Raw genomic sequence first — 26652 nt, forward strand, 5'->3', positions numbered from 1 at the left:
TTTCAGTGAATATCATCTATTTATCTTCTTCAATTTCGTCCTTCGTTTTCCCCTGTGGATTCTCTTGATCAGACTGTCGGACGTCCTGGCCCCGCTCTTTTTCTGCCGGTTCTGCACCAACGTCAGCCGACTCAGATGAAAGGCTAGGTGAAAGGCTAGATGAAGATGAATCAGCTTCTGGCTGCTCACGCCCTGCTTGTTCATTTAATTCTTCAGTTCCCTCATCGTTATTGGGTTCGTCCGTCTCGTCCTCATTATCTAAAGAAACTGAAGCTCCATCCTCCTGCTCAAATCGAATCTCAGGACGTTCCAGGCTTTTTATTTCAACGCGATGGATCGGCGGATAAAAATCTTCATATAAAAGTCTTTTCTCGACTTCTGTTCCGGCTGTGTCAAGCACCAGCTGATGAACAGGAATAAGATAACCGTCCCTGCCTTCTTCCGAAATTCTCGTGACATTCGATTGAACGAAAGGGCTGTACTGGTTAATGATTTTCGGTTTAATTGTTTGAACATCTCCTGCAGACGCTTCGTATGTAAGAGCTTGCTGCTGACCCTTAATTTGCACATAAAGTGACTGCTGAACAATTTCCATTTCAACAGTGACCGGAGCTAAAGTAGCATTCATCACGCGGTAATCAAGATTTGATTCTCTATCAACTCTTGCTTCTTTTCCTTTCTCCGCCCATTCTGGCAGAGATGTGCTGATTGAGCGTTCTGTGATGGTTAAAGGTGAATGCAGTACTGCGCCGTGAATGACACTTGCCAGCTGGGAAAATTCATCATCGGTCAAAAATTCCTCACCGTATGCAGAAGCAAGTAAAAGAATGGAAAAAGAGTCGCCGGCTTCAATTGATACGACTTTATGCTCTTCTATAAACAGCTGCTGGTTATTGGAAAGTGAAAAATCACCAGTCTCTTCTGCTATTAATGTTGGCTCCTGATCACTCGACAAAAGTGAAGCGAAAGGAATGGTCAACGTTTCATTTCCAGCAAGATTCTGAACATGATTTTCAACTTCAAATTGCAGCTTTGCCGGATCCACCCAGTCTGATGCAGGCACGGCAAGCTCCCGCTCGATTCCTAATAAAATCTCCTGGATATCCAGCGTGATCTTTAATGGGTTGGACTGTTTATTTAAAGCAGCATCGACTGACTCCTCTATCATAAAATGAATGAAAGATTTCTCGATCGGACTTGTTTGTTCGCTTTCTGATATAACAACAGATACTTGTTCTTTCCAGGTCTGAGTCGCGTCGATGAGGGCCGTGACCGCTTCATCAGTGGTCATCCCTTCTACATCCGTGCCGCCAATATGAGTGCCAGTTTCAAATACATTCGTGGCGCCGGCTAAGCCGGGAATGATTTTGGGTCCAGCCTGTGAGGTTCCGTAAATGATGAAAAAGGAAAGAAATGCAGTAAGCAGTAATTTTACCATCTGGCTACTCCCCATTCCTAACACCCGCTTTCTTTAGTTTACTGAGGTAGCCAATTTGGCAAAAACAGCAGGCCCCTTGCGCTGAGCAAGCTCTATATCTGCCTTTGTTAATTCGCTGCCAGCTTGCAATATGGCAATTCCTTTGTCGTCTTTAACATCAGACGTTAATCTGCGGCCAACGAGCAGACTGCTCTGCTTGTCTTTGATTTGCGAAAGCAGTGTAACACCTTCGTTTTGTTTTTCAACTTCAATAATTGGCTCATCATCAAAAAGCGAAGACTGAAAGGAGCTGTAAGCCGCTTCTTCAAGCACGATAATATCCTTGCCGTAGGTGATGACCATTTCCGCTTTTAAATATCCTCTATCCTGGGCAGATTCTATTTCAAGATGTTCAATTAATCCGCTGTCCTCGTTAAAATAGTATTCTTTAATTTCGCCTATTAATCTTCCTTTTTTACTCATCGCTTTAGTTTCTGTAATCGCAATCTTTCGATTTAAAAGCTGATTTGCTAATGGAATTTCATTTAAATCAATGATGGCGCTGCTTTGTTCAACGGTTACAGCGTATTCGCCAAGTCCGATTATTTTTTTGAATGGTATCGCACGGACACTTGTTTGCCAATCTTCGTGCTCTATGGCAATAAAATCAACAGATCTTTTTTCAGGATTCACCACAATTGATTTAACTGTGCCGATTTCTAATCCATCCGTAATTGAAATGACTGGGAGACCGATTAATTCTGTACTGTTTTTCATAAACTACCACACCTATTCTTTTCTATTTTTACTCTATTATCCAATGACTTATGAATGAGTGATAAACTGCTGAAATAGATTGATTTCCTCCATTACGACAGGGTACATCGAAAATTGTGCTGCCATTTCATCAGCGATCCGTGCCGCACTGTTTAGTTCCTCCTGCTCAATTAGGGAAAGCAGAAATGAACGATAGAGTGCCAGTTTCTGTTCCTGTGCAAGCGGCAGTTCGATCACACTCCGGATAGATGCTTCATATTCAGAAGCAGAAAGCGAATGCTGCATATAAGAAAACTGATCGAGAATGGTTTGAAACAATTCAGGATCGATCGCTGCCGGCTCGGATTCTGCTTCAGGATCTTTTTCTGAAATGATTTCCTTTTCTTCACCAGCAGAAACTTTCTCCTCTAGATCTTCTAATGGCGCCTCTGCAGGAAGTGGAATTCTTTCACTTTCGGCAGGCTCCTCCTCGATTGATTCAGGCAATACTTCTACCGGGATAACTTTCACCGCTGAATCTGCAGCTGACTCTTCATTAAGCTCAGAACCTTCACCAATGCCTTTTATATCGTCAGCCGCTATATCAATGTCATCAGGAACAGACTCATTTTCTACTATTTGAGGATGGACGTCTATTTCTACCAGTTTTTCATAAGGGGCATTTTCAAACGGAACTTCTAATAATTCTTCTTCAGAAGGCGCAAGAGGTATACTTTCTTCCTGCAATGCAGTATTTTCCTCCGCGATTCTATCAGCGGCGGCTGCCGTCTCAACGGAAGCAGCAGCTTCAAGCCATGAGCGATTAAATTGAGATTCATCAATTACATCATCATTGGTTTCAGCCGACTCTATTCTATTATCGTCTTCTTCAGGTAAATCATTGAGCATTATCTTATTTCTTGTATTTAAAAAGGCGGTTACTTCATCCTCTTCTTCACGCAATTCGGTCTCAATGGTATTCTGAACTTCTTCTCCGTTTAGGTTTTCATTCTGAACTTCATCTTCTTCGTTTAGATCTTCATACTGAAGTTCATCTTCTTCGTTTAGGTCCTCACTCTGAAGAGAAAGAACGCTCTCTTTCTTTATCTGCTCCGGCACCTCATTTAAAGTCTCACCCTCAATAGGCAGTTCATGCTCATCTTGGTCAGAAGGCTCTTCTTCTACTGAAACAGGAGCTAAGAACCACTCGATTTCTCTTTCACTAAGATCTTCTGTATCGTATGATTCTTTAATCACCTTGTTTTCTATTGATTGATCTTCTTGTTTTCTACTAGCGTTTGCTGCATACGGTCCTGCTGGAATCGGTTCAGAAAATGAAAAGATATCGGGATCTTCATCCTCTGCCGCAAAAATTCCAGAGGCAGCCCTGGGAAGAAAAAAAGCAGCCATAATCGTTAGCATAGAGCCAATAAGTACGCTTTGAAGAGTATGTAAAAACGGCTGAAGAGCGATCGCTGCAAAGGCGGATAAGAGAGCTGCCCCTGCAAGGAGCAATCTTCCTGTAACTGAAAAGCCAATAGGAATAAAATACAATACAGGGATTAACAGTAACATGCCAACAGCGGCAAAAATATATGAAGCCATTACTTCACTCCTAAAAGATAGAATTAGTACTTATGATTTATATATAGATTATTGTATAATAAAGTTAACTAAATTGAAAGAAGTGAAAAAGCTTGAAAATAGAACTTTTTTCAAACAATAAAGCGTTTTCGTTGTTAGAAGTACTGGTATCAATCACATTGCTTAATATTATCGTTTTTTCATTACTTACTTTTTTTCTTAATTCTTATCAATTTACTTTTTCAAACCAGGACAATACAGTCGGAGCAAATGCAGCTAAAAATGCGGTTACCTATGTAGAAAGTCAGGACTTTCATCGTGTCAGAGAGTATTTTTCACTGCAAGGTGCAGAAAAACTTGAATTAACCATCGACTCTTGCAGCGCACTAATCAACGGAACGCTATTATTTGATCATGAAGAAAGCTGCCGGTCGATTTTTGCCCCAACTATTAACAACCAGACGTATGGCGTCAATGTAAAACTATCCGAATACGAAGGCGCGAATGAAACTGAAACAGCCGAAATGAAAACCGAGTTAATTTCCATCGAAGCTACGGTTCAATGGGAAAGAAAGCGCCTGGAGGAAGTGCTGGTGAGAGGAGTGCTGCGAAATGAATAAGCTGAACAATAAAGGCATGACGCTTGTGGAACTACTCACCGGTTTGGCTGTATCTTCTATCTTTATCGTTTCGATCTATGGCGTTTTTATTTCAGGCTACAGTCTTTATGAAAAAACCTCCTCCTTAGGAAGTGCAAGAGATGAAGTGGACTATATTGCGACTATGATTTTAAATGAAATGGCTGAACAAAAACCTGATTTTGTTGAACCCTATTCTAATGGGAATCAACATGGTGTGAAACTAGTCCGTTTATCTGACAAGGTAGTTGAAAGTTATTTAATACGGCAGCCCGATACGTCAGACGATACCTATATTTATTTTGAAGAAAACAGAATCTGGATTGATACAGTTACCAACGAAGAAAAAGAAACCAGCGGCAGTGCGATTATTGTAGGAGATCAGCCTGAACTTGTACTTGAGGGCGAAACGATTCAGATTCTTACCGGACCGAACCAAAGCTTTCTTCAGTTAAGATGCACAAAAGCCATTTGCAATCAACGGGAAGCAAATGGGATTATCGAGCTTGAACTTTCTATATTGCCGCAAAACGAACGGGTAGCCGCTAGAATGGATCCCGTTACGCTGCTTTCGAGCTTTGGTTTTTAAAAAGGAGAGATTTCGATGAAAAAAGAAGGCGGGTACACTCTCTTGACGGTGATGCTGATCATATTGGTTTTCACTACGCTTGGAGCAGCTATTTTAACTGCTACGATCGGCGGGGCAAAACGAACCGAGATAAGAGAAGAAACAATTATTCAGGATTCTGAAGCGATTAAAGCGATTGAAGAAGGAGTGGCCGTATTAAAAAATAATATTCAGCGCTTTCCTTTTTCTCCACCCGGAGCCTTTTATCAACAGGAGCTTGAGGGCATTATTTCATCTCTTTTAACTCATCATTCTTCCCTGGACATTAGCGATCTGTCACATGGCTACACGCTTGATCTCAGCACAGATTATACGAGAGTTTACGAGATAAGCAGTAAAGGATATAAACAAAACTTCTCTAAAACGATTTATATAACAGCAATGCCGAGTTTTTTAAAGTATGGAGCAGGAGCCAGAGATACGCTGAGCCTGCATGGGGGAATGTACATAGACGGAGACATCTATGCGAATAACCGGCTGTTTATATCTGACGAAGCAAAGTATATCTATGAAGGAAATAAAAAAACGGTAAAAAGTTATTTTCCTACAGTAGAAAAAAATACCCAGCTTATTTTAAATGGAGTGGCTGCCCTATGCAAAAACTCATCTGCTTTTCCGTGTTTTGATTCGAATTTGGCCAGGTCGGGTAATTGGCAGCCGAGATCTGCTGACGAAATGATCGTTCAGGCTTTTAGTGTTCAAGCTCCTGTCATAGGTTCCAACAGTGATTATATTGATGTGAAACTGCTCCCAACTGTGTCATCCAAATTAAAAGAAATGGATGCATCATTTACAGAGCAGCATGCTGAAATGATCTCAGCGGGAGGGGATATTTTAACAATAAAAGGCCAGGAGACAATCGGCAGACCCCTTACGAAAGATGAATATCAAAGTCAGCTGTCGCCCGAGACTATGCTTCATGAAGAAAATGTAATTGGGAAGCTCGAACCGTCAAAAAATCACCTTTTCCTAAATGATTCATACCTCAACACAGAAGAGATTACCCTTCAAAAGGATAAGTGGCTAGTCGTTTTGGGTGACCTTATTCTTGAAAGCGCCGCCGGGCAGGAAGCAATTCTTCAGGCAAATATGATTGTATTTGGTGATGTCGTGATCCGGGGTGATCACCAAATGGATTCTGTCATGTATGTCCTGGGGAAAACGACTATTTTTAACGCCAATATTAAAAAAGTAGACGGAGATGGAGAGCTTATTTTAATGAGCAGAGGAAGGCTGGATATTGCTCTTTTAAATTCTTTCAATAATCCCGCGAGTTTTAATGAATTTACCAATCAATTAAATGCCTTTATTTATACAGATGAAGACGCTGAAATTTATTCCGTTGGCTCCTATGTGTATGTAGAAGGCGGAATCTTCAGCAAGGGCTCTCTTGAATTCAATAGTTTCAGAGGAGATACTGCCAAAGGACAGGGTGATATTGTGTTTTCCCTGGCAGACCCGGCCAATGATGGCGATGACTACTATAGTAAATCAAGATTATTCATCCGCAATGACCAGCGTCTTTTCATGGATAAGCAGCAGGCACTTCCAGCTGTTGAAAAACTCGACGTGATTGAAGAGCCTTATAAAAAAATAAAGTAGATATTTAAGATAAATTAGAATAAGTTAAAAGCCCGGGAGCATCCTCCCGGGCTTTTACTGATTGACCAATTCTATTATTTTCTTATTTTCCCACTTCCGGGCTAAAGTGATCGCAGTGTCCCCATCTTGATTCACCAGGGACCGGTCTGCTCCAGATTCAATTAATTCTTCTACGATCGTGTCAAAGCCAAAATCCACAGCAAACATAAGCGGCGTCCAACCCATCGAATTTGGTTTATTAACGTCATCAAATTCTTTCAGCAAGGTTACCCAGCCTTTCTGTCCGGATTTCACTGCTAATGACAGAGGTGTTTCCATATCTCCGTTGGCAGTGCCCTTTAGATAATGAGCTTCTTCAAAATAAAAACCCGTTTGATCTACTGGATATTTTACAGCCGCATGAAAGGTCGTCTCTCCGTGGTCATTGATCGTATTTGGATCAATCCCTTTTTCCAGCAGCCATGAAATCGTTGGCTTATGCTGTGACCGGATTGCCTCAAACAGAAGATTTTCTCCATTTGAAGCATGATATTCAAGGATACCCGGTTCTTTTTCAGCCATTTCCTTTAAGAGTTCAAATAACGAATCATTTAAGCTGTTTCCTTCATCAAGAGCAGGGTCCACCATAGCCTGAAGAACCGTTAGTGAAAAATAAGGCTCAATATTTGCTCCTTCATCCAGCAGCAGCCGGGCAATATTGATGGCATTTAGTTCCACGGCCGTCTCCAGTGCGGTTTGGTTCATGTCATTTTTTGCATTCGGCGACATGCCGCTATCAAGCATCTGTTGTACTTTTGCTGCATCCTGCTCATAAATCAGTTCAAAAAGCTGCTGTGGATTACTTTCCCCCTGGAGCTTTTGAGTGTGCATGTAACGAATCCCACCTGCTGCTGCCACAATAATAAAGAGTGCAGCCAGCGCGATGATGATTTTCCTGTTCATTAATTCACCTCTTTTTAAGTGGTTAGATTTCTCATCCATATGAACTGCTTAGTATCTGTCGTCACCTGTTTCACTGTTTTCTTCCGGGTCTGATTCTTTTTCTCTTACATGCACCAAAATTGTATCTTTGTATTCATTCCCTGCTTTATCTCGTACAGTCACCTCTACCATGCTGCCCTCGCCTATTCTTTTGCCGAAAACAGAACCATCTGGTTTTACAGTGATAAATGGATTAGCCGAAATCGTGTCCTTATAGATTATACTTTCGACTGTGGAGGCATCCGCCGGAGTCAGCATTAGATTTCCGGATAGAGGATACGTGTCCCCTTTTGAAATCACAATAAAGTCCTGATCGAATCCTGCATCTGTTAAAGGTGAATGAACGGTTACCTTAATTTCTTCTGTAACACCGCTTGGGGCCTGAAGAAGTATCGTAGTGACACCTGCTTTGATCCCCCTGATTTCACCCGGTGAGACAACCTGTGCGACAGAAGGATCTGCTGACGTCCAGGTAACGGTGGAGGCATCTCCATATTCCGGCAATACTGTTAATTCAAAATCGCTGAAAGTTTCATACTTATTTATCGTAATTTCGTTTGGATTTACCGTCAGCTGTTCTATTTCCCTGCTTTTGACGGTAACAAGTGCCTCTGCTTCAATGATCGTGCCATTTTCATTGACACCTCTGGCAATAACCCTCGTTGAACCGGGTTTGATTCCTGTTATTTTTTTCGTGGCTGTATTTACAGAGGCAATGCGGTCATTTTCGAAAGTAATCTCTACACTTCCAGAGGCATCTGCAGGATTTACTGTCAGTGGAAGATCAATCGTTTCCCCTGCAAACAGAACCATGCTGTCTAGCGAAATGGATTCAATCGGAACGCGGACCGAGACCGAGGATGTCTTGGTCATTTGATTTCCAAAGACATCTGTGACTGTGACCGTCACTTGTGCAGCCCCCTTACCGGCAGCCTTTATGACACCATTTTGCGATATGCTTACAATCGACTCGTCGCTTGAGGACCATTTAACCTCCCGAATTGCGGCATTAGATGGAGAAATCGTAAAATCGCCTGAAGCTCTCAGGTTACGTTCAAGCCCTTTGTCCAATACAATCGAAGGTGTAAGTTTCACTTCTTTTAATGCATGCGCTGCTGACAGGGAAAGACGATTAAACTCAGCTTCTTTTTCTTCAAGAAAGAAATCCTTATACGTCAAAACAGCCTGCTGTAAAAGATAAGTGCTGCTTTGTTCCGCACGAATGGTAAGTGTAAAATGAACAGGTTTTCCTGTATACGTCTTTTTGTCTTTCGTTTCATACTGGATATTTCGCAGATTTCCTTCTACTGTTATACCTGATTCTTTCGTTCCGGATTTTCTGAAACCTTGAGGCATCTCCAAAACGTCTATTCCAGGCGGAAACTTTTCACGAAAAGAAAGATCTGAGAGTATTTGATCTCCTTCGCCTGCAGATGAGCTGCGGTTGATCTCTTTAGGTGCGATGCTATATTTAACAGCTATCGAATCTTTTACTGCTTCATACAAAGATTTTTCAGGTTCAAACGTTCTCGCTACTTCCAGCAAATTCTCATTTTTTAAGATTTCGAGCGTAAGATAATGGACAGATTCAGCACCCTCCTGATCCTCTGCTGTAATTTTTATCTCTGCAGCCCCTCCGTCCTTTAGATAATGGTCAAGCTGCAGATTAAATGTCTTTCCATTTAAACTGGCTTTTTCTTCATATTGAAGTTTATTATTAACATAAACTTTTACATTATTTGTGGTAGAGGTGAGGTCAAAATCTTCTACTTTAAATGAAAGAGGGATTTTTTGATTTGATGGAATCGTTTCATTCGTTTCAGGTGACAGAACTGTGATGACCGGCGCATGGTTTGAACCTGAGAACGCACGGTACATTGTATTTACAAATAGCCGCTGTTCTGAATCGGGAAAATTAGATGAAGTATGCCCCGTTCCGGAATACGTAATATTTCCCTTTGAATACGTATAGTAATGATTCCAGCTGTCATTTGTATCTCTTCCACTTCCTGTTATGTTATACCAGGGAATGACGTTCGGATCTTCTAAATCAAGTGTGTAGTATTGATTGTGCGTCGTTTGAATTCCGACATTTTCAGGCAAATCAAACGGGAACGTTGTCACGAGTCCTTCATTAACTTTTTGGGTCGTTTTCGATTGATTTGGCGCATTAAGACCTAAGTTGGTTTCAGGATCCATTTGACCGGTTGTGCCTTTAAAATTGTTTACCCATACGTTATTCCGGTTGAAGATTGTATCGTGGGTAAACAAAATACTTTGCTTTGAATCTATAAACTTTTTTAAAGAGTTTACGGCACCCTGGCTTAAATTAGATGAGTTATACGTATCCGCGAAACCGAAGATCACCATATCGTATTTTCCGTTAATTAGTTCGTGGGAATAGAGTCGGCTGTTTTGTGAAGAACCGACACCTGAATTGAAAACAGAAAAATCGGTCGTATCAATTGAAATAGAATATTGCTTATCCTGGGTCAGGTAGCTTTGCTTCATGTTGTTTGCGTTTTTGAGAGAACTATTGCTGCCTTTAAATACTTGTAAAACATTAATTTTTATCGGCTCATCTTCAAACAAAAATTGACCTACTTCATAATCTTTTAAAACCGTATTATTTTTCACTTCGATCAGTTCAAGCTTCCATGTACGGACTCCTGAATAACCAAGCGGCAGTTCATACGATAAAGAAGGTGTTTGTGAGGATACATTGACTTCTTTTACAATTTCAGAAGATTGAAATTGATCATTAAAGTCCCTGTCAATATATAACCTAAGCTTCATAGAGCGGCTTGCTGCAGAGGATGGAGCATCAATTTTCATAGTAAACTGAACAGTCTCCCCACGCTTATATGCTTCATGCGAGTTATACTGAATGGATTTCGGCTTTGAAGTAAGTGTGAAGGAAGGTTTCTGCTGATATGTGCTGCTCATAAGCTGCTCAAAGTCCCTGCCCAGATTCGCCCAGTCTGCTTTTGCATAATAAATGACAGAGGATTGCGGTAAACTTCCCAGACGCTTTTGCAAGATTGCTCCGTTATTGACGCTGTCTTTATGTATAAATAAAGGCTGGCCCTTGTTGACAAAACTTTCAATCAGTTCATCTGCTTTCAAATTGGTCAAATCGTTCATTACGGACGAAGTATTATGATTTCTGCCATTTACCCCGGCTGGATTATAGAATCCTTCTCCTATAATAATCATGTCATATTTTCCATCCAATTCTTCACGCAAAGCAACAAAACGCTTCATTGCCATCGTCGCAATTTGAATATCGTATCCGTTAAACTGAAAGGAACTCTCTGTTGTCAGACTGCTTAGTGTAGTTAGTCCGTTTGGTGTGATTTCAAGCACATTTATTCTTTTAAGAGGGGATTCTGCCTGCAATGGATTATGGGGAACTGAAAAAGCTGATGTAAACATAATTATAAAAACGACAGTAAATAACAGTACTTTTCTCATGCGTCTATCCTCCTTTAGTTCTAGTAATTTTATCATAGCATACTGTCGTTACTTTAGAATATATTTTTTTATACACCTGCCGCTACTCTGTTTCTTCCCGCCCGTTTTGCACCGATATAAAGTGCACGGTCTGCATTTCGCATTAAATTTTGGGCATCATCTGTATCTTCAGGAGAAGTTGAAACCCCAATACTCACGGTCATTTCAACATGAATCGCTTCTCTTTTGTCACTTAAATCATGATATGTTTTAAAAGTCGTTTGTTCAACGGTGCTTCGGATGTTTTCCGCTAAGATAAGCGCTTCGTTTTTGGGCGTATCACAAAGCAGGACAACAAACTCTTCTCCACCGTATCTTGCCAAGATTCCTTTATCCCCAATGCGTTCGTGCAGAATCGAAGCGAGTGAGCGCAGCAAATCATTGCCGCTTTGATGGCCATACGTATCATTAATTTTTTTGAAATGATCTATATCGACTAAGAGTAAAGATAATTCTTTCAGATTCCCTTTTTCAAGCTTCTCAAATTCAAGACCTAATCTCTCATCAAAATAGCGATAATTGTAAAGGCCCGTTAATGCACACCGTTCGCTTTTAGTTAGTGTTGTTTGATGATTTCGGGCATTTTGAATCGCGACGGCAAAATAAGAACACAAAAGATCAACGATTGGAACCAGATGAGGGCGGTAGGCATTTTTTCGTTTAGATGCTACAAGCAGTACAGCCACAATTTTACTATTCCGTTTAATTGGCAGGGAAAGAATGCTTTCAATGTCCCGGGGCATATATCCTTCAACCTTTTCGTTCCACTCAATCTTTTTATTATGTAGGACAGGTTCCCCGCTGACCCACACCTGGCCGCTGATTCCTTCTCCTTTAAGAACCGGCGCAAGATTAGTTGATTCTATCTTGTCATTTTCAAATCTGCGCAGCAGCGTCAGCTTTTGATCCTCTTGTTCCACATCAAGTATATAAGCATAATCAACAGGCATGAGCTCTGTTAATTTCTCAACAAACAAATCCAGAACTTCGTTTACTTCAAGCTGTGCTGCTAACTGATGTCCTATTCTACCGGCTTTCCCCAGATCTTCATTAACCTGCTCAGAATTGTTATACAACCTGAGTACAATCGCTACGGCCAAAAATGGAAGGCCTAAATAAAAAGCTGCTGCTATGCCGATCTGGTCTAAAAGAAAGTAAAAAGCAAGTCCATAAGGCATACTCAACAAAGTGGCAAGGTAATCAAAAAGTGTGTCGCGGGAAAAAAAAGGAAAACCGTTCTTCACAATACGACTAAAAAAATACAAATAAAAATGATTAAAAATGATATGAATCATGATATACAGTGCCGCTCCTGCTGTAATTTTCCATAAGGAATCCTCCGTAACAGAGAAACCGAAAAAGTAATAGGTTGCCCCTGCTATAATGCTAATCACCAGCATCATAGAAGAATTTAATGCATACCGGTAGATAGTTTTCAAGTTCATTCCCGATCGAAAAAGAAGAGGAATCAGCACCATTTGCATGATAATGACTTCAAAAAATAGACCATATGTTAAAAAAGCCGCAAGATTAATCCAGTGAATAATAAATATGGTGGTGTTATCCACAGTAAACGGAAAAAAAGAAAAAAGAACCGCCAGTGCAATTAAGCATAACGGAAGCCCCCACGAATCAAAGGATGGAGGGTCAAATTGATAGGAGTAATAAAGACCGGCTGGAAAAACGCCCGACCAAATAAGCCATAAAGCCCATTTTATTTTGCTAGAGACTCCTTCCATCCTTCATCAACTCAGCTTTCATAAGATAATAGTCACAATATACACATAATTTTACCAAAATTTTCTGCCAAAGTCACTTTTTATTTTTACTGATTTGTTTCTTTACACTCTGTGCTATTGAAGACAGGTAATAAAGGGAACCAGTCATAATGTAGACATCTCCACTTTTCTTTTTCAATGCATTTTCAATCCACTCAGATGATTTCATGATCTCCCGGTGCTTATGTGAGGATAGCTTATAAAGAGTTTCTGCTGAAGCTGCTCTAGGCATCTCAAAGGTATCGAAGGTAATCGATGCGGCCGATTGCTCCAATTGAACGATCATACTCTTTAAATCTTTATCTCCTACAGCTGCAAAAAGAAAATGAATATTTCGTTCAGCAAATTTACGTTTTACAGTATTCAACAGTGCCTCAATTCCTTCTTTATTATGCGCACCATCCATCATGATCAGCGGATTGTCAGACAGAATTTCTGTTCTTCCCGGCCAGAACGCATTTTTAATACCTGTTTGGATCTTTTCTGTCGTTAAAGTGAACGCTAGGTCTTTTTGAAGAAGATGACTTGCAAATATAGCAAGACTTGCATTTTCTGCCTGATGCTCTCCTGTCATGTGCATTTGAACAGGGATCAGCTTGAGAGAATCCTGGTAAATGAAATTTTCTCCCGTTTGACTTGTTTTTTCTACATGAACTGAAAATTCTTCATTAAATTGAAAGAGTGGTGCCTGCTGTTTTTTTGCTGTATTTCTCATGACTGCCATCGCTTTATCATTTTTCACATTTACAATAACAGGTGTCGAGTGTTTTATAATGCCGGCTTTTTCAAAAGCAATTTCTTCGTATGAATCTCCCAGGATCGCCACGTGGTCTAGTCCAATAGATGTAATAATGGCACAAATAGGCTGTATAATGTTAGTCGAATCCAATCGGCCGCCGAGTCCAACTTCAATCAGTACGACATCCACGGGCTGATATTCGCCGAAATACAAAAACATCATTGCTGTAATGACTTCGAATTCAGTTGGTCCTCCGATTTCTGATTTTTCGAGCCGGTCTGCCAGAGGTTTAATTCTTTTTGCAAGACTAAGCCACTCTTCATCTGCTATCGGATGTCCGTCAACCGCGATACGTTCATTAAACGTTTCAAAAAAAGGTGATGTAAAGGTACCTGTTTTCTTGCCAGAAGCACTCAAAATAGAACGCAGGAACGTTACCGTCGATCCTTTGCCGTTTGTTCCCCCGACATGCACTGCTTTTATCTTTTTTTGAGGATTCCCAAGCTCCTCCATCATCCATTCCATTCTGCTAAGTCCCGGTTTAATTCCAAGGCGCAGCCTGCCGTGAATCCATTGGATCGCTTCTTCATAGGTATTCATGCTTAGACGTCCTTTCTTATGAAAAAGCGGACGGAATATTTATCCGTCCGCGCTAGTTTGGTTTATATATTTTTTAATTCTTCTATACGTGCCTGAACGGCTTTGTGCTTGGCTTCATAATCTAGCTTTTTGGCTTTTTCTTCATCCACCACCGATTGTGGTGCCTTGCTCACAAATCGTTCATTGCTTAGTTTATTATTTACCCGTTCAACTTCTTTGGTCCATTTTACTAATTCTTTTTCCAAACGGGCTACTTCTTCTTCCACATTCAACAAGCCTTCTAATGGAAGAAACAGTTCTGCACCTGTCACAACTGCACTCATTGCTTTTTCAGGAACCGTTATGGACGTTCCGAGCATGAGCGTTTCAGGATGGCAAAAACGATCCAGATATGCTTCATTTTTTTCAAGCTGGCGCAGGATTTTTTCATCTTGCGCTCTAATCAGCAATTTTATCGGCTTACTCATCGGAGTGTTAACCTCTGCCCGGATATTACGCACGGCCCGGATAATTTCGATTAACAGCTTCATTTCCTCTTCAGCCGCACGATCTGTTAATTCATGCTTTTCTGTCGGCCAGGCGGACTCTGTAATCGATTCGCATTCGTGAGGAAGGTTTTGCCAGATTTCTTCTGTAATAAATGGCATGAATGGATGAAGCAAGCGCATGGTTTGATCTAGTACATGAGCTAAGATGGATCGTGTTGTTTTCTTGGCCTCTTCATCTTCTCCATTTAAAGGAAGCTTCGACATCTCAATATACCAATTACAGAAATCGTCCCAGATAAAGTTATAGAGCGTACGCCCAACCTCTCCGAATTCATAGCGGTCTGCGAGGCTGGTTACATTTTTTATGGTGTCGTTCAATCGCGTAAGAATCCAGTGATCTGCTACGGATTTTTTACCTGATAAATCAATTTCTTCAAAGGTCAAACCGTCCATATTCATCAAAGCAAACCGTGAAGCATTCCAAATTTTATTCGCAAAATTCCATACGGATTCTACCTTTTCCATAGAAAAACGCAAATCCTGCCCGGGTGATGAACCGGTTGACAGGAAGTATCGAAGAGAATCTGCTCCGTACTGCTCGATCACATCCATCGGATCTACTCCGTTGCCGAGAGATTTAGACATCTTCCGGCCTTCAGCATCTCTCACCAGACCGTGAATTAAAACGTCAATGAATGGCTTTGTTCCTGTAAACTCTATGCCCTGAAAAATCATTCTCGACACCCAGAACGCAATAATGTCATAGCCTGTGACCAATGCAGCAGTGGGATAATACCGCTTAAAGTCTTCTGCCTCAGTATCAGGCCAGCCCATCGTTGAAAATGGCCATAAAGCAGAGGAGAACCATGTGTCCAGAACATCATTATCCTGCTGCCAATTTTCAGGATCTGACGGCGCTTCCTCTCCAACATGAATTTCGCCTGTTTCCTTATGGTACCAGGCTGGTATACGGTGTCCCCACCACAATTGACGGGAGATGCACCAGTCTCTAATGTTTTCCATCCATCTTACGTACGTTTGTTCAAAACGATTAGGAACAAAATTGACTTTGTCTTCACCTTTTTGCAAATCAATCGCTTGTTCAGCAAGAGGTGCCATTTTTACAAACCATTGAGTGGATAAATAGGGTTCAACGACTGCACCGCTTCGCTCTGAATGGCCGACAGAATGAAGATGTTCTTCAATTTTAAATAAAACTCCCTGTTCCTGAAGGTCTTTTGTAATTTGCTTTCGGCAAGCAAACCGGTCCATGCCGTTATACGTTCCTGCTTGCTCGTTCATCGTGCCATCTTCATTCATAACAAGAACACGTTCAAGATTATGACGATTACCGATTTCGAAATCATTCGGGTCATGGGCTGGGGTAATTTTAACGGCTCCAGATCCAAATTCCATGTCTACATAGTCATCTGCCACAATCGGAATCTCACGTCCTATAATAGGAAGTGTTACGCTTTTTCCGATCAGCGATTTGTACCGTTCATCTTCTGGGTGCACCGCAACTGCAGTATCACCAAGCATAGTTTCAGGACGTGTGGTGGCAATTTCAATCGATCCGCTTCCGTCAGTTAACGGATAGCGCATATGATAAAATGCTCCCTGCACGTCTTTGTGGATAACTTCAATATCTGATAGAGCCGTTTTTGTAGCCGGATCCCAGTTGATGATATACTCGCCACGGTAAATCAGTCCTTTTTCATATAAGGACACAAATACTTTTTGTACAGCTTTTGACAGGCCGTCATCAAGCGTGAAGCGTTCACGGGAATAGTCAAGGCCCAGACCAAGCTTCGACCATTGCTGTCTTATATGACCGGCATATTCATCTTTCCATTTCCATGTTTCTTCCATAAATGCTTCGCGGCCCAGGTCATAGCGCGAAGTCCCCTGTTCTTTAAGCTTTTGTTCTACTTTTGCCTGAGTGGCAATACCCGCGTGATCCATACCTGGAAGCCAAAGCACATCATAGCCCTGCATCCGCTTCATACGAGTTAAGATGTCCTGAAGAGTCGTGTCCCAGGCATGACCCAAATGCAGTTTCCCTGTTACATTGGGAGGGGGGATAACAATCGTATAAGGTTCTTTATCCGGATTGCTTTTTGCCTCAAAAACCTTTTCTTTCAGCCACCAATCGTATCGTCCTTTTTCAATGGACATGGGATCATACTTGGTTGGCATTGACAGTTCATTCGTATCCATTCTTTCTTCCTCCTCAACCATTTTAATAGTAGTGCCTTACCAGTTCTTTGTGCGACTGTGGTCACAAAACCTTACTAAAGCATTTGAATAAAATCGAGCAAAAAACAAAAAAACTCCTCTCGCCTGTAAAAGGACGAAAGGAGCGAATTCGCGGTACCACCTTTTTACACAAATCAACTAGACTTTGTGCACTTAATTCCGTTAACGGTGTTTAACCGGCTATAAACTAATAAGGAGCTTTCTCCTGTTCATTTAAGCAGCTCATGGGGGACTTCGACGGATTCGATTCTGGAAATTCTCTCAGCAAATGAATTTCTTCTCTGAAGAACGAATGATCGTGTACTCTTCCCAATCAACGCTTATAGTATGTATTCCTATAGTAGCGGATGAAGGATAGGTACGTCAATATTTTGATGAAGAATGTCCATTTTTTCAAACTGGCATATACTATCAGATGATGAAAAATGGAAAGGAAGAAACAAAATGGCTAAAAGAATGTTTCCTAAGCCCATGCCTCCATGGTGGAAAAAATGCCGCACCAGCTTTCAGGCACTGATTATTCCCTTTTGCTGTTTTCAGACTGTGCGGCTGATTTTACTTCCTACCACTTTTGATGTACTTCTTCTTGGCGTTCTAATCGGGATGGCCTGTGTTCTTTATTTTGAATGGATTTAAGGGATAAAAATGAGCTTGCCTTTTTCAAACGGGGCTCTTGATTCAAAATGATTGCTTTTCATTAAATGAACCATCGATACACCGTAGCGTTCAGCCACCATTTCTGGTGTTTCATCCTGCTGAGCAATACAGATTTTGATCGTCGTCATTTCTTCTTCGAGTGAAGATACAAAACTCATTAGCGCTTGATCATCATTCCGCTGCTGAGAATCCTCTTCATCTCTTGTATCATTTGTATCGCTTGGATCATCACCTGACACCTCAGCATGAGCCTCATCCTCAACACCATTATAATAGTCAGCGGAGGTATAATCTTCATTGTAAGGAGCATAGAGTGACTCTGCAGCCGGAGTCGCTCTTATTTCGATTTCTGGAACAACAGCTGATTGAGATGCAATAAATGGTTCAATTTCTTCCAATTCTTTTTTCTTTTCTTCAGTTGAGCTTGATTGATCATCGAGGTCAAATTCTACCTGCTGATCCTGCGGCACCTGACCATTCCATTCATTTAAAGGATTAGGCAAGAGACGAATAGGCAATTCATGTACTTCTTCTACTTCTTCATGTACTTCTTCCCGTTCTTCATCGACCGGCTCATTCACTTTATTAGATTCTTCTTCGTGCTCTTCTGGAGCTGGTTGAATGGTTTCGTTCTCTGATACACCATCGACAACGATATCAGCGTGTATGCTAAGAAGCCGTTCATCTTTTAATTCATAATCAATATGCTCAATATAGACATCTAGCTGGTGAATATTAGAGACTCGAGATGAAGAAACCGCTACCGTAATGGGAAAGTAATGTTCAAATTCAAGCTGCTCGTCCTGCGGATGATTAATAACTTGAATACGATCGTAGCCGCTGTAGGCTCTTTCATCGTACCTTGAATCCATGCTTGCAATCCCTTCTCCTGCTAAATAAAGTGATCCCTCAATTAAAATATGGTCTGCATGCTCAGTAATTGAAACGCTCGGTTCAAAAGAAAGAGATCGAATCTCTTTTAAACCGATTTCTCCATCAAGGACAATGGATTCGTTTAGCGATAGGGGCATGTGATTTTTCTTCATCGTTTCCTCCCTCATTTCTCCATTTGCAAAACTCCTACTCTTGCTTTATATGCAAATACAGATAAAAATATGACGGACTAGGAGAACCACAAGTTGAATCTCTTTTTGATCCTGCAGCAGTGAAAATCAACCCGCCTCTCTTAAAGATCTTTTTAATAAGAACACTGTAGCTGGAGCAGCAGCAAATAAAATGAAAAAGATCCTGAATAGATGAAAGCTCGTAACAGTAGACACATCTGCACCAACTGAATAAGCTGTAATCGCCATTTCAGCGACGCCACCAGGTGCAGCACTTAAAAACATATCAATCAGAGGAAATGAAAAAGCAGCGTTTAAAACAAAAGACAGGCCGATACAAAAAACAATAAGTGCTAAGTTGATGCCAACCACAATAGAAAGAGGCTTTAGGGATAATAACCCCCTCAATCCATTCATCTGCAGGCCGAGATGTGCCCCAAGTGCGATCTGAGCTGCACCAATAGAAAGCTCAGGCAACGCAAAAGGGCTCGAAGTTATAATATTAAAGCCAACCACACAGAGTAAAGGTGCGAGCATGAATGGAATGGGAAAGTGCGCTTTTTTCATTCCCTTTAAAACAAGGAGGACTGAACATGCAAGGAAAAAAAGCCACAACACAGGCATCGTCGTAATCATTGGCAGGACAGTTTGAGACATCCCTTCTTCAGCTGAGGGGAAAAAATATGTAACTAAAAACGGTACTACGGTAATGACAAGGAGGATGCGAATCGTTTGCATTAAAGCTACTGCAGAGGTCTGTGCACCTCTTACTTCCTCACTTAACAGAACCATCTGAGATAATCCACCCGGGAAACTTCCCAGCAGCGCCGTCTGATAACAATATTCAGTATTTTTTGATAAAGCCAGTGCTGATACGGCAGTAAATCCTACGATCATCAGTGTTAATAAGAGCATTAAAGGCAAATTCAACACCATAATGAGCAGGGCTTCTTTTGTAAAAGAGGTTCCCATCTGAAGCCCAATGATCAACAGTCCAGTATTACGCAGCCAATTTGGCCAATAAAATGGCCATTCTACAGTATTTTTTAAAATCATCATAATCACTAACGGACCTAACAGCCAGGGCAGAAAAATTCCTGCCGCATAAAAAAAGAGGCCCATCCCAGTGGATAATAAGGCAGTGACAAAAAGCCACTTCCACTTACTATATGCCAAAAGCACCACCTTCTTCCTGCATTTTAGTATAACAAAAAACCGGCCTCAGGCTGTTATCCCCGGACCGGCATGAATACTATCTTATTTTGCTATCGCTTTGAATGAAGCCTCTACTGCCTCAAGTGTTTTTTCTACATCCGATTTTGTATGAGCTGTGGATAAGAACCATCCCTCAAATTGTGACGGAGGCAGAAAAACGCCATTGTCGGCCATATGCCGGTAAAATTCAGCAAAGAGTTGTAAATCAGCTGATTTTGCTTGATCGAAATTGGTTACTTTTTCGTCTGTAAAGAAGAAGCCCAACATGGATCCCGCACGATTAACCGTATGTGGAATAGAATATTTTTGAGCCAGAGCCGTGAAACCTTCTTCAAGAAGATCACCAAGCTCAATGAAATAATCGTAGGATTCAGGCGTAAGTTGTGAAAGTGTCTCATATCCTGCTGTCATGGCAAGCGGGTTGCCTGATAACGTGCCTGCCTGATAGATCGGTCCTGTTGGCGCAATCTGGTCCATAATGTCTTCACGGCCGCCAAAGGCACCTACAGGAAGTCCGCCTCCAATAACCTTCCCTAAACAGGTAAGATCCGGCGTTACACCGAGGTGTCCCTGTGCACAATGATAACCAACCCGGAAGCCCGTCATCACCTCATCAAAAATCAGCAGTGATTGATGTTCAGTGGTCAACTCCCGCAATTTTTCAAGAAATCCTTCATTTGGAGGAACAACTCCCATATTGCCTGCAACCGGCTCAACGATCACTGCCGCAATTTCCGGGCCGAATTCGTTAAATACATATTGAATGGATTCCTCATCATTATATGGCACTGTAATGGTGTTTTCAGCAACACTTTTTGGTACGCCCGGGCTGTCAGGAAGACCCAGCGTCGCAACCCCGGACCCCGCTTTAATCAGCAGACTGTCACCATGACCGTGGTAGCAGCCTTCAAATTTCACTATCTTATCACGCCCCGTAAAACCGCGCGCTAAACGAAGCGCACTCATCGTAGCTTCTGTTCCGGAAGAGACCATTCGCACTTTTTCAATTGAAGGTACACGGTCAATAACCAGTTTTGCCAGTTTGTTTTCAAGAGTCGTTGGTGCACCAAAGCTTGTCCCGCCAAGCGCTGTTTCCTGAATGGCAGAAACTACTTGGTCATCTGCGTGACCCAAAATTAAAGGTCCCCATGAAAGGACATAATCAATGTACTCATTGCCATCTATATCGTATATTTTTGAACCTTTTCCTTTTTGCATGAAAATGGGATCCATGTTAACAGATTTAAATGCGCGAACGGGGCTGTTAACACCACCCGGCATAAGTGTTTCCGCTTCAGTGAATGCCTCTTTTGAACGATTATAACTTGGCATGTTTATCCCTCCATGATTGTTTAGTTAGATAACCATGCTGCAGCATCTTTAGCATGATAGGTAATAATCAAATCTGCTCCTGCACGTTTCATACTCGTAAGCTTTTCCATGACGATTTCTTTTTCGTTGACCCAGCCGTTCTGTGCAGCGGCCTTGATCATTGAGTATTCACCACTGACATTGTAGGCCACGACTGGCAGCGGAAAACGGTCTTTCACGTCTCTCATAATATCAAGATACGAAAGTGCAGGTTTAACGATTAAGAAATCTGCTCCTTCATTCACGTCGCTTTCTGCTTCGCGCAGTGCTTCCAACCGGTTAGCAGGGTCCATTTGATAGGTTTTACGGTCGCCAAATTGCGGAGAACTGTGGGCTGCATCCCGAAAAGGTCCATAGAAGCTCGAAGAATATTTCACTGCATAGCTCATAATTGGCGTATCTATGAACCCCGCTTCATCGAGTCCACGGCGGATTGCAGCAACAAATCCGTCCATCATATTGGATGGAGCAATAATATCTGCACCTGCTTTCGCTTGGCTGACGGCTGTTCTTGCCAGCAAATCAAGAGTGGGATCGTTCAATACTTGCCCATTTTCAATAATGCCGCAATGGCCATGGTCAGTATATTGGCAAAGACAAGTATCCGCAATGACAACCATCTCAGGAAACTCGCTTTTTATCAGGCGTGTTGCCTCCTGAACAATTCCATGATCATGATATGCCTGACCACCCAGTGGATCCTTTTCTTTTGGAACCCCAAAAAGAATGATCGACTTAATGCCGAGATTTACTAGTTCGGTCATCTCTTTTACTACCCCATCTAATGATAGATGAAAAACACCAGGCATTGAAGAAACTTCCTTATGAATATTTTCTCCTTCGACAACAAAAAGGGGATAAATTAAGTCTTCTTTCCGCAGCCATGTTTCACGCACCATGGATCGAAGTGTGTCAGACGTGCGAAGACGTCTGTGACGATCAAATTGAATGTCCTTCACTGCTCATTCCTCCTAGACTTCCTTAAATTTATACGCAGCGATGGCCTCAACCATCGCCTCCATTGTGTACACCTCAGGTTCAACATGAACAGGCAAGTGAAACCTTGTCAGCTCTTCTGTCGTGGTAGGACCAATGCTTGCGATCATCCAATTTCCTTTTAAAAGGTCATCAAAAAGATTATCGTTATCTTTTACAATCTTAACAAAATTCCTTACAGCTGAAGGGCTCGCGAATGTAATAATAGAAAAATCTCTATTTTTAAATGCATCCAGCAGCTTGTCTCTGCTTTCAACCGGCTGCACTGTTTTGTATAAAATCAATCTGTCACATTGAATGCTCCGCTGCTTAAACGCATGTAAGATGGTCGGCCGGGCAAGATTCCCTTGAGGAAACAAGACACGGGTTTCGCTTGCCTGGTCATATGGAAACTCTTTAATAAATTCAGCGGCGCGAAAGCTTTCAGGGCAGAAAGCAACGGGATAACCCCGGTCCTTAACATATTGCGCCGTTTTCTTTCCAATCACTGCAATTTTTATTGATTTCAACCATTCTGATTTTTGTTTACCAAACCAATTAAGCGTGTACTCAGCGCTGTTTTTGCTTGTCAGTACTATCCAGGAATAGAATGGCAGGTTGTTTGTAATGTCTTTTTCATTATCGCTCTTTATTGAATGAGTCTCAATCATCGGGATTATTATTGATCGACCCTGCCGTTTATTTATCAGATGCTGATCCTCCAGTGCGGAGGAATACGGTCTGGTGAGCAATATCTTCTTCCCGTCCAATGAGGTGTTCATTTTATTGGCCTTCTTGTTCTTGTTCAGCTTTGACCTGATCGATCAATGCTTTAGCACCTTGTTCGGTTAAAATGGCTGCTGCTTTGTGACCGACTGCCATCGGATCCTCACCGGTTACGACTTCTTTATAAATGGTTTTGCCGTCTGGAGATGCAACTAATGCTGTTAATGATATTTTTTCTCCCTGCAATGTGGCATAGCCTGCAATTGGGACCTGGCATCCGCCTTCCATTTTGTGAAGAAAAGCGCGCTCGGCAACTACTGTCACTTCAGTTTCAGGATTAGTGAATTGGTCAAGCAGCAAACGCAGCTCCGCATCATTCTCGCGGCATTCAATCGACAGTGCTCCCTGACCAATGGCCGGAAGACAGACAGCAGGCTCTAAGAATTCAGTTACAATGTCAGCCGACCAGCCCATTCTTGAAAGACCTGCAGCTGCAAGAATAATGGCGTCAAAATTCTCTGTTTTCAGCTTGTTTAGCCGCGTGTCAATATTTCCTCTGATCCATTGGATTTTCAGGTCGGGCCGATTCATTAAAATCTGCGCACTTCTTCTTAAGCTGCTGGTTCCGATTATAGAACCGGCAGGCAGTTGAGCCAGCGACTGACCGCTATTTGAAATCAGTGCGTCACGAGGGTCCTCGCGCTCCGGGATACTGCCAATGGTTAGACCTTCCGGAAGTTCTGCTGGCATATCTTTCATACTGTGAACCGCCATATCAATTTCCCCATCAATCATGGCTTGTTCAATCTCTTTTACAAATAACCCTTTACCGCCCACTTTTGACAGCATGACGTTTTGTATTTGATCCCCTTTTGTCACAATTTCTTTGATTTCAAATTCTACAGCTGGATCCAGCGCTTTCAATTGATTAATGACCCAATTGGTTTGCGTCATGGCCAGCTTGCTTCTTCTAGAACCTACAACAATTTTTCGCATTGTGCTTAATTCCTCCTATGTAAAAGGGCATTGAAGCTTTCACCCTTCCTGCTCACTTACTAACTGTTTTTATTGCCATCCTCATCGTCAGCATATTTTTTTAAGAATACCAAAAATGAAAGGATGACCATCTGCTGCCAAGCAGAAAATTAATCAAAAGGCACAGAAAAGCAGCTATATTCAGCATAGCCAATGTTTTTCCTGATAAACCCTTTCCTACCTTCAAATACAAGAATACTCCATAAATAGCCAATATAAAAAAGGAGCCCACGATCTTCACGTCATACCAGATCATGTATGGCAGCGTAATGACCGCCCACTGAACACCTAAAATCAAGCTGAGCAGCAGCATAGGGAATCCTATTACATTTAAAATGAATGACCCTTTTTCGAGCTTTGATAAATCTGTAATTCTCTGAAGCTTCTGTCCCCACTTTTTTTTCTTTAGCATTCTATATTGCAAGAGATAGAGTATGGAAAAAACAACAGATAGAGAAAAAGCCCCATACGACAGTAATGCGATTGTGATATGAATGAGCAAAAGTTCAGACATCAGTCTCTCGGCAGCCGCATTCGAAGATGCCTGTATAGGGGCAAATGTGTGAATAGCCATAAAAATAAAGCCGATAACATTGACAAAAAAAACGGTGAAGTCTACACGCATCAGACGATTAATCGCCAATGACAGTGTAACCAACACCCATGCATAAAAATAAATACCTTCAAAAAGAGTAAGAACCGGAAACCTTCCTGTTCTAGTCATGTATAGAAACAAAAAAATTGTTTGAAGGACCCAAACAATTGCTAAAAGCCAGAAGGCAAGCTTATTTGCCTTCTGGTTCTTTTGTAGAAAATCCATAAAATAAAGCAGGACACTTACGGAATAAAGGATAATCATTACCTCGTGAAGACGAGTCATAGACAATTCAAACATCTGTGGTCCCCCGCTCAGGGCTGTAAGGAAAGCTGCGGCTCAGGCTTAGCCAACCAGTCAGATTCTTTTGCTGCTTCCTCAGAATCATGGAGTGAGCCTTTCACCTGTTCTTGCAGGTTAAAAATCTTCATAAAAAGCTCAAGCTTTTCCTCTCCATCCGGTAAGGCGGCCAATTCCTTCGCTTGTAAAATCGGATCCTTTAACAGCTGGTTAATAATACTTTTTGTGTGCTTGTTTAAGATTTTACGTTCCCGATCCGTCAAGCTTGGCATTTTTCGTTCAATGCTTTGCATCGTTTCAGCCTGTACATCCAGTGCTTTCTCGCGCAGCGCAGATATTACAGGGACAACACCAAGCATATTAAGCCATTCCTTAAAATTCACAATGGTTTCTTCTACCATAATTTCAATCGCTTCAGCAGCTTGCTTCCGCTCTGCAAGATTCGCCTGAACGATTCCTTCCAGATCATCTATATCATAAAGAAATACATTATCAAGGTCGTTAATTGCAGGATCTAGATCACGAGGCACGGCAATGTCAACCATGAAAAACGGGCGGCCTTTGCGCATACGCTCTACATAAGTCATCATTTCTTTATCAATCAATGCATCTTTTGAGCCTGTGGAAGTAATCAAAATATCTGCTTCCATCAGTGCACACTGCAATTCGCGCATTTCTTTCGCCTGGCCGTCAAACTTTGCTGCCAGACTCTGAGCTTTCTCGAAGGTCCGATTGATTACGGTAATCTTCGTAGCACCGCTTCCCTGGAGATTTTGAATGGCAAGCTCGCCCATTTTTCCTGCGCCAAGAATTAAGACGTGCTTTTTATTTAAATCACCAAAAATCTTTTTAGCGAGCTCTACAGCAGCATACGAAACCGATACGGCATTAGAAGCAATATCTGTTTCTGAATGTGCTTTCTTTGCAAGCGTAATGGATTGCTTAAACAGCTCATTGAATACTGTGCCCGTTGCGCCTACCTGCTGTGCAGTAAAAAAGCTTTTGCGAACCTGACCAAGAATCTGAGTTTCTCCGACGATCATCGAATCCAGCCCGCAGCTCACTTTAAATAAGTGCTCCATTGCACCATCTTTTTCATATATAAATAAATAAGGACTGAATTCTTCCTTATCAATTCCGAACCATTTTGCTAGAAAATCTTTTATATAATAACGACCTGTATGAAGCTGATCCACGACTGCATAAATTTCTGTGCGGTTGCACGTAGATACAATCACGTTTTCCAGTATGCTTTTTTTTGTCTGCAGAGACTCCATTGCATGCTGAAGATCCGCTTCCTGAAAAGAAAGACGCTCTCTTATCTCAACAGGGGCCGTTTTGTAATTCAATCCTACCACTAAAATGTGCATGTTTTGAATGACACCCCCACCATTTAATCATTACCTCTATTATAACACGTCAAAATCTGTGCCTTTGTTTCAAATGTGAACATCCATTGAAACCATATTCGACACAGTTGGTCACGTTTTCACATAATGTACAGGAACAGTTCCCGAATCGCACCATTATGTGACAGTTATCTCTTCATCTAGATTACCAAAGTGGAATGCTTGTTTCAACTGTTCGGCTCATTTTCCATTAAGTTACGTTATATAGATATTATTGCCTAGGCTGAAATCATTAAACCTTGCTTTAAAAATTCTTTTTCTAGCTGTTAAAATGAGGCTGTTCACTATCGAGGCAGATTGCTATTTACAAGGGTTAAATCTT

Annotated in this window: 20 protein-coding genes and 1 other annotated feature; of the genes, 4 read left to right on the forward strand and 16 right to left on the reverse strand. The window is 41.6% G+C overall.

Annotation, left to right across the window (positions count from 1 at the left end; all coding sequences use genetic code 11):
* Positions 1-16: 16 nt before the first annotated feature.
* Genes KR50_RS13835 through KR50_RS13845 form a run of 3 tightly spaced genes read right to left on the reverse strand, consistent with a single transcriptional unit; the run spans position 17 to position 3778 of the window.
* Positions 17-1438, reverse strand: coding sequence for a VanW family protein (locus KR50_RS13835; protein ID WP_041059839.1), 1422 nt, complete (start codon positions 1436-1438; stop codon positions 17-19).
* A 33-nt stretch (positions 1439-1471) separates the two neighbouring features.
* Positions 1472-2194, reverse strand: coding sequence for a PRC-barrel domain-containing protein (locus KR50_RS13840; protein ID WP_041059841.1), 723 nt, complete (start codon positions 2192-2194; stop codon positions 1472-1474).
* 48 nt (positions 2195-2242) lie between these two features.
* The gene (locus tag KR50_RS13845; RefSeq protein WP_041059843.1) at positions 2243-3778 is read right to left on the reverse strand and encodes a hypothetical protein; all 1536 of its coding nucleotides are present in this window, start codon (positions 3776-3778) and stop codon (positions 2243-2245) included.
* 92 nt (positions 3779-3870) lie between these two features.
* Between KR50_RS13845 and KR50_RS18035 the strand changes: the two genes are divergently transcribed.
* The 3 genes from KR50_RS18035 to KR50_RS13860 are packed head-to-tail and all read left to right on the forward strand — an operon-like array spanning position 3871 to position 6625.
* Positions 3871-4377 (forward strand): type IV pilus modification PilV family protein, encoded by a 507-nt coding sequence (locus tag KR50_RS18035; RefSeq protein ID WP_052477124.1) that lies wholly within the window; start codon positions 3871-3873, stop codon positions 4375-4377.
* Positions 4370-4984 carry a PilW family protein gene (locus KR50_RS18040; RefSeq protein ID WP_052477125.1) on the forward strand — a complete coding sequence of 205 codons (615 nt, stop codon included), beginning with the start codon at positions 4370-4372 and terminating at the stop codon, positions 4982-4984. Before KR50_RS18035 ends, KR50_RS18040 begins: the two co-directional genes overlap by 8 nt.
* 15 nt (positions 4985-4999) lie before the next feature.
* Positions 5000-6625 carry a type II secretion system protein gene (locus tag KR50_RS13860; protein WP_041059844.1) on the forward strand — a complete coding sequence of 542 codons (1626 nt, stop codon included), beginning with the start codon at positions 5000-5002 and terminating at the stop codon, positions 6623-6625.
* 54 nt (positions 6626-6679) lie between these two features.
* Here the strand turns inward: KR50_RS13860 and KR50_RS13865 are convergent, their stop codons facing one another.
* The 5 genes from KR50_RS13865 to KR50_RS13885 form a co-directional block, all read right to left on the reverse strand.
* Positions 6680-7567, reverse strand: a complete 888-nt coding sequence (locus tag KR50_RS13865) for an ankyrin repeat domain-containing protein (RefSeq protein WP_041059845.1) — start codon at positions 7565-7567, stop codon at positions 6680-6682.
* Positions 7568-7615: 48 nt separating this feature from the next.
* Positions 7616-11080 carry a DUF5057 domain-containing protein gene (locus KR50_RS13870; RefSeq protein WP_052477126.1) on the reverse strand — a complete coding sequence of 1155 codons (3465 nt, stop codon included), beginning with the start codon at positions 11078-11080 and terminating at the stop codon, positions 7616-7618.
* Positions 11081-11148: 68 nt separating this feature from the next.
* The gene (locus tag KR50_RS13875) at positions 11149-12858 is read right to left on the reverse strand and encodes a sensor domain-containing diguanylate cyclase (protein ID WP_041059848.1); all 1710 of its coding nucleotides are present in this window, start codon (positions 12856-12858) and stop codon (positions 11149-11151) included.
* Positions 12859-12931: 73 nt separating this feature from the next.
* Positions 12932-14236, reverse strand: a complete 1305-nt coding sequence (locus tag KR50_RS13880) for a bifunctional folylpolyglutamate synthase/dihydrofolate synthase (protein ID WP_041059849.1) — start codon at positions 14234-14236, stop codon at positions 12932-12934.
* A gap of 62 nt (positions 14237-14298) precedes the next feature.
* Positions 14299-16944: a valine--tRNA ligase gene (locus KR50_RS13885; RefSeq protein ID WP_041059850.1), complete on the reverse strand. Its 2646-nt coding sequence runs from the start codon at positions 16942-16944 to the stop codon at positions 14299-14301.
* Positions 16945-17070: 126 nt separating this feature from the next.
* Positions 17071-17309 (reverse strand) — a binding site (T-box leader).
* Between the two features lie 118 nt (positions 17310-17427).
* Between KR50_RS13885 and KR50_RS13890 the strand changes: the two genes are divergently transcribed.
* A complete protein-coding gene (locus KR50_RS13890; RefSeq protein WP_041059852.1) occupies positions 17428-17619 on the forward strand; it encodes a hypothetical protein in 192 nt (63 codons plus the stop codon).
* Here the strand turns inward: KR50_RS13890 and KR50_RS13895 are convergent.
* The 8 genes from KR50_RS13895 to hemA form a co-directional block, all read right to left on the reverse strand.
* Positions 17616-18686: a hypothetical protein gene (locus KR50_RS13895; RefSeq protein WP_041059855.1), complete on the reverse strand. Its 1071-nt coding sequence runs from the start codon at positions 18684-18686 to the stop codon at positions 17616-17618. The genes KR50_RS13890 and KR50_RS13895 overlap by 4 nt on opposite strands.
* A gap of 126 nt (positions 18687-18812) precedes the next feature.
* Complete coding sequence (locus KR50_RS13900) at positions 18813-19880, reverse strand: AbrB family transcriptional regulator (protein WP_041060406.1); 1068 nt, start codon at positions 19878-19880, stop codon at positions 18813-18815.
* An 81-nt stretch (positions 19881-19961) separates the two neighbouring features.
* Positions 19962-21251 carry a glutamate-1-semialdehyde 2,1-aminomutase gene (gene hemL, locus KR50_RS13905; RefSeq protein WP_041059857.1) on the reverse strand — a complete coding sequence of 430 codons (1290 nt, stop codon included), beginning with the start codon at positions 21249-21251 and terminating at the stop codon, positions 19962-19964.
* A gap of 20 nt (positions 21252-21271) precedes the next feature.
* The gene (gene hemB, locus KR50_RS13910; protein WP_041059864.1) at positions 21272-22249 is read right to left on the reverse strand and encodes a porphobilinogen synthase; all 978 of its coding nucleotides are present in this window, start codon (positions 22247-22249) and stop codon (positions 21272-21274) included.
* 12 nt (positions 22250-22261) lie between these two features.
* A complete protein-coding gene (locus KR50_RS13915; RefSeq protein WP_041059866.1) occupies positions 22262-23047 on the reverse strand; it encodes a uroporphyrinogen-III synthase in 786 nt (261 codons plus the stop codon).
* A gap of 1 nt (position 23048) precedes the next feature.
* Complete coding sequence (hemC, locus tag KR50_RS13920; protein WP_041059868.1) at positions 23049-23987, reverse strand: hydroxymethylbilane synthase; 939 nt, start codon at positions 23985-23987, stop codon at positions 23049-23051.
* A gap of 100 nt (positions 23988-24087) precedes the next feature.
* A complete protein-coding gene (locus tag KR50_RS13925; protein WP_041059871.1) occupies positions 24088-24921 on the reverse strand; it encodes a cytochrome C assembly family protein in 834 nt (277 codons plus the stop codon).
* A 14-nt stretch (positions 24922-24935) separates the two neighbouring features.
* Positions 24936-26291, reverse strand: a complete 1356-nt coding sequence (gene hemA / locus KR50_RS13930; protein ID WP_052477128.1) for a glutamyl-tRNA reductase — start codon at positions 26289-26291, stop codon at positions 24936-24938.
* Positions 26292-26652 lie beyond the last annotated feature (361 nt).

The sequence above is a fragment of the Jeotgalibacillus campisalis genome, from assembly GCF_000829515.1.
GTDB lineage: Bacteria > Bacillota > Bacilli > Bacillales > Jeotgalibacillaceae > Jeotgalibacillus > Jeotgalibacillus campisalis.

Coding starts and splice junctions, on each gene's coding strand:
- KR50_RS13835 (WP_041059839.1), bottom strand. CDS start 1,438: ATGGTAAAATTACTGCTTACTGCATTTCTTTCCTTTTTCATCATTTAC.
- KR50_RS13840 (WP_041059841.1), bottom strand. CDS start 2,194: ATGAAAAACAGTACAGAATTAATCGGTCTCCCAGTCATTTCAATTACG.
- KR50_RS13845 (WP_041059843.1), bottom strand. CDS start 3,778: ATGGCTTCATATATTTTTGCCGCTGTTGGCATGTTACTGTTAATCCCT.
- KR50_RS18040 (WP_052477125.1), top strand. CDS start 4,370: ATGAATAAGCTGAACAATAAAGGCATGACGCTTGTGGAACTACTCACC.
- KR50_RS13860 (WP_041059844.1), top strand. CDS start 5,000: ATGAAAAAAGAAGGCGGGTACACTCTCTTGACGGTGATGCTGATCATA.
- KR50_RS13865 (WP_041059845.1), bottom strand. CDS start 7,567: ATGAACAGGAAAATCATCATCGCGCTGGCTGCACTCTTTATTATTGTG.
- KR50_RS13870 (WP_052477126.1), bottom strand. CDS start 11,080: ATGAGAAAAGTACTGTTATTTACTGTCGTTTTTATAATTATGTTTACA.
- KR50_RS13875 (WP_041059848.1), bottom strand. CDS start 12,858: ATGGAAGGAGTCTCTAGCAAAATAAAATGGGCTTTATGGCTTATTTGG.
- KR50_RS13880 (WP_041059849.1), bottom strand. CDS start 14,236: ATGAATACCTATGAAGAAGCGATCCAATGGATTCACGGCAGGCTGCGC.
- KR50_RS13885 (WP_041059850.1), bottom strand. CDS start 16,944: ATGGATACGAATGAACTGTCAATGCCAACCAAGTATGATCCCATGTCC.
- KR50_RS13890 (WP_041059852.1), top strand. CDS start 17,428: ATGGCTAAAAGAATGTTTCCTAAGCCCATGCCTCCATGGTGGAAAAAA.
- KR50_RS13895 (WP_041059855.1), bottom strand. CDS start 18,686: ATGAAGAAAAATCACATGCCCCTATCGCTAAACGAATCCATTGTCCTT.
- hemL (WP_041059857.1), bottom strand. CDS start 21,251: ATGCCAAGTTATAATCGTTCAAAAGAGGCATTCACTGAAGCGGAAACA.
- KR50_RS13915 (WP_041059866.1), bottom strand. CDS start 23,047: ATGAACACCTCATTGGACGGGAAGAAGATATTGCTCACCAGACCGTAT.
- hemC (WP_041059868.1), bottom strand. CDS start 23,987: ATGCGAAAAATTGTTGTAGGTTCTAGAAGAAGCAAGCTGGCCATGACG.
- KR50_RS13925 (WP_041059871.1), bottom strand. CDS start 24,921: ATGTTTGAATTGTCTATGACTCGTCTTCACGAGGTAATGATTATCCTT.
- hemA (WP_052477128.1), bottom strand. CDS start 26,291: ATGCACATTTTAGTGGTAGGATTGAATTACAAAACGGCCCCTGTTGAG.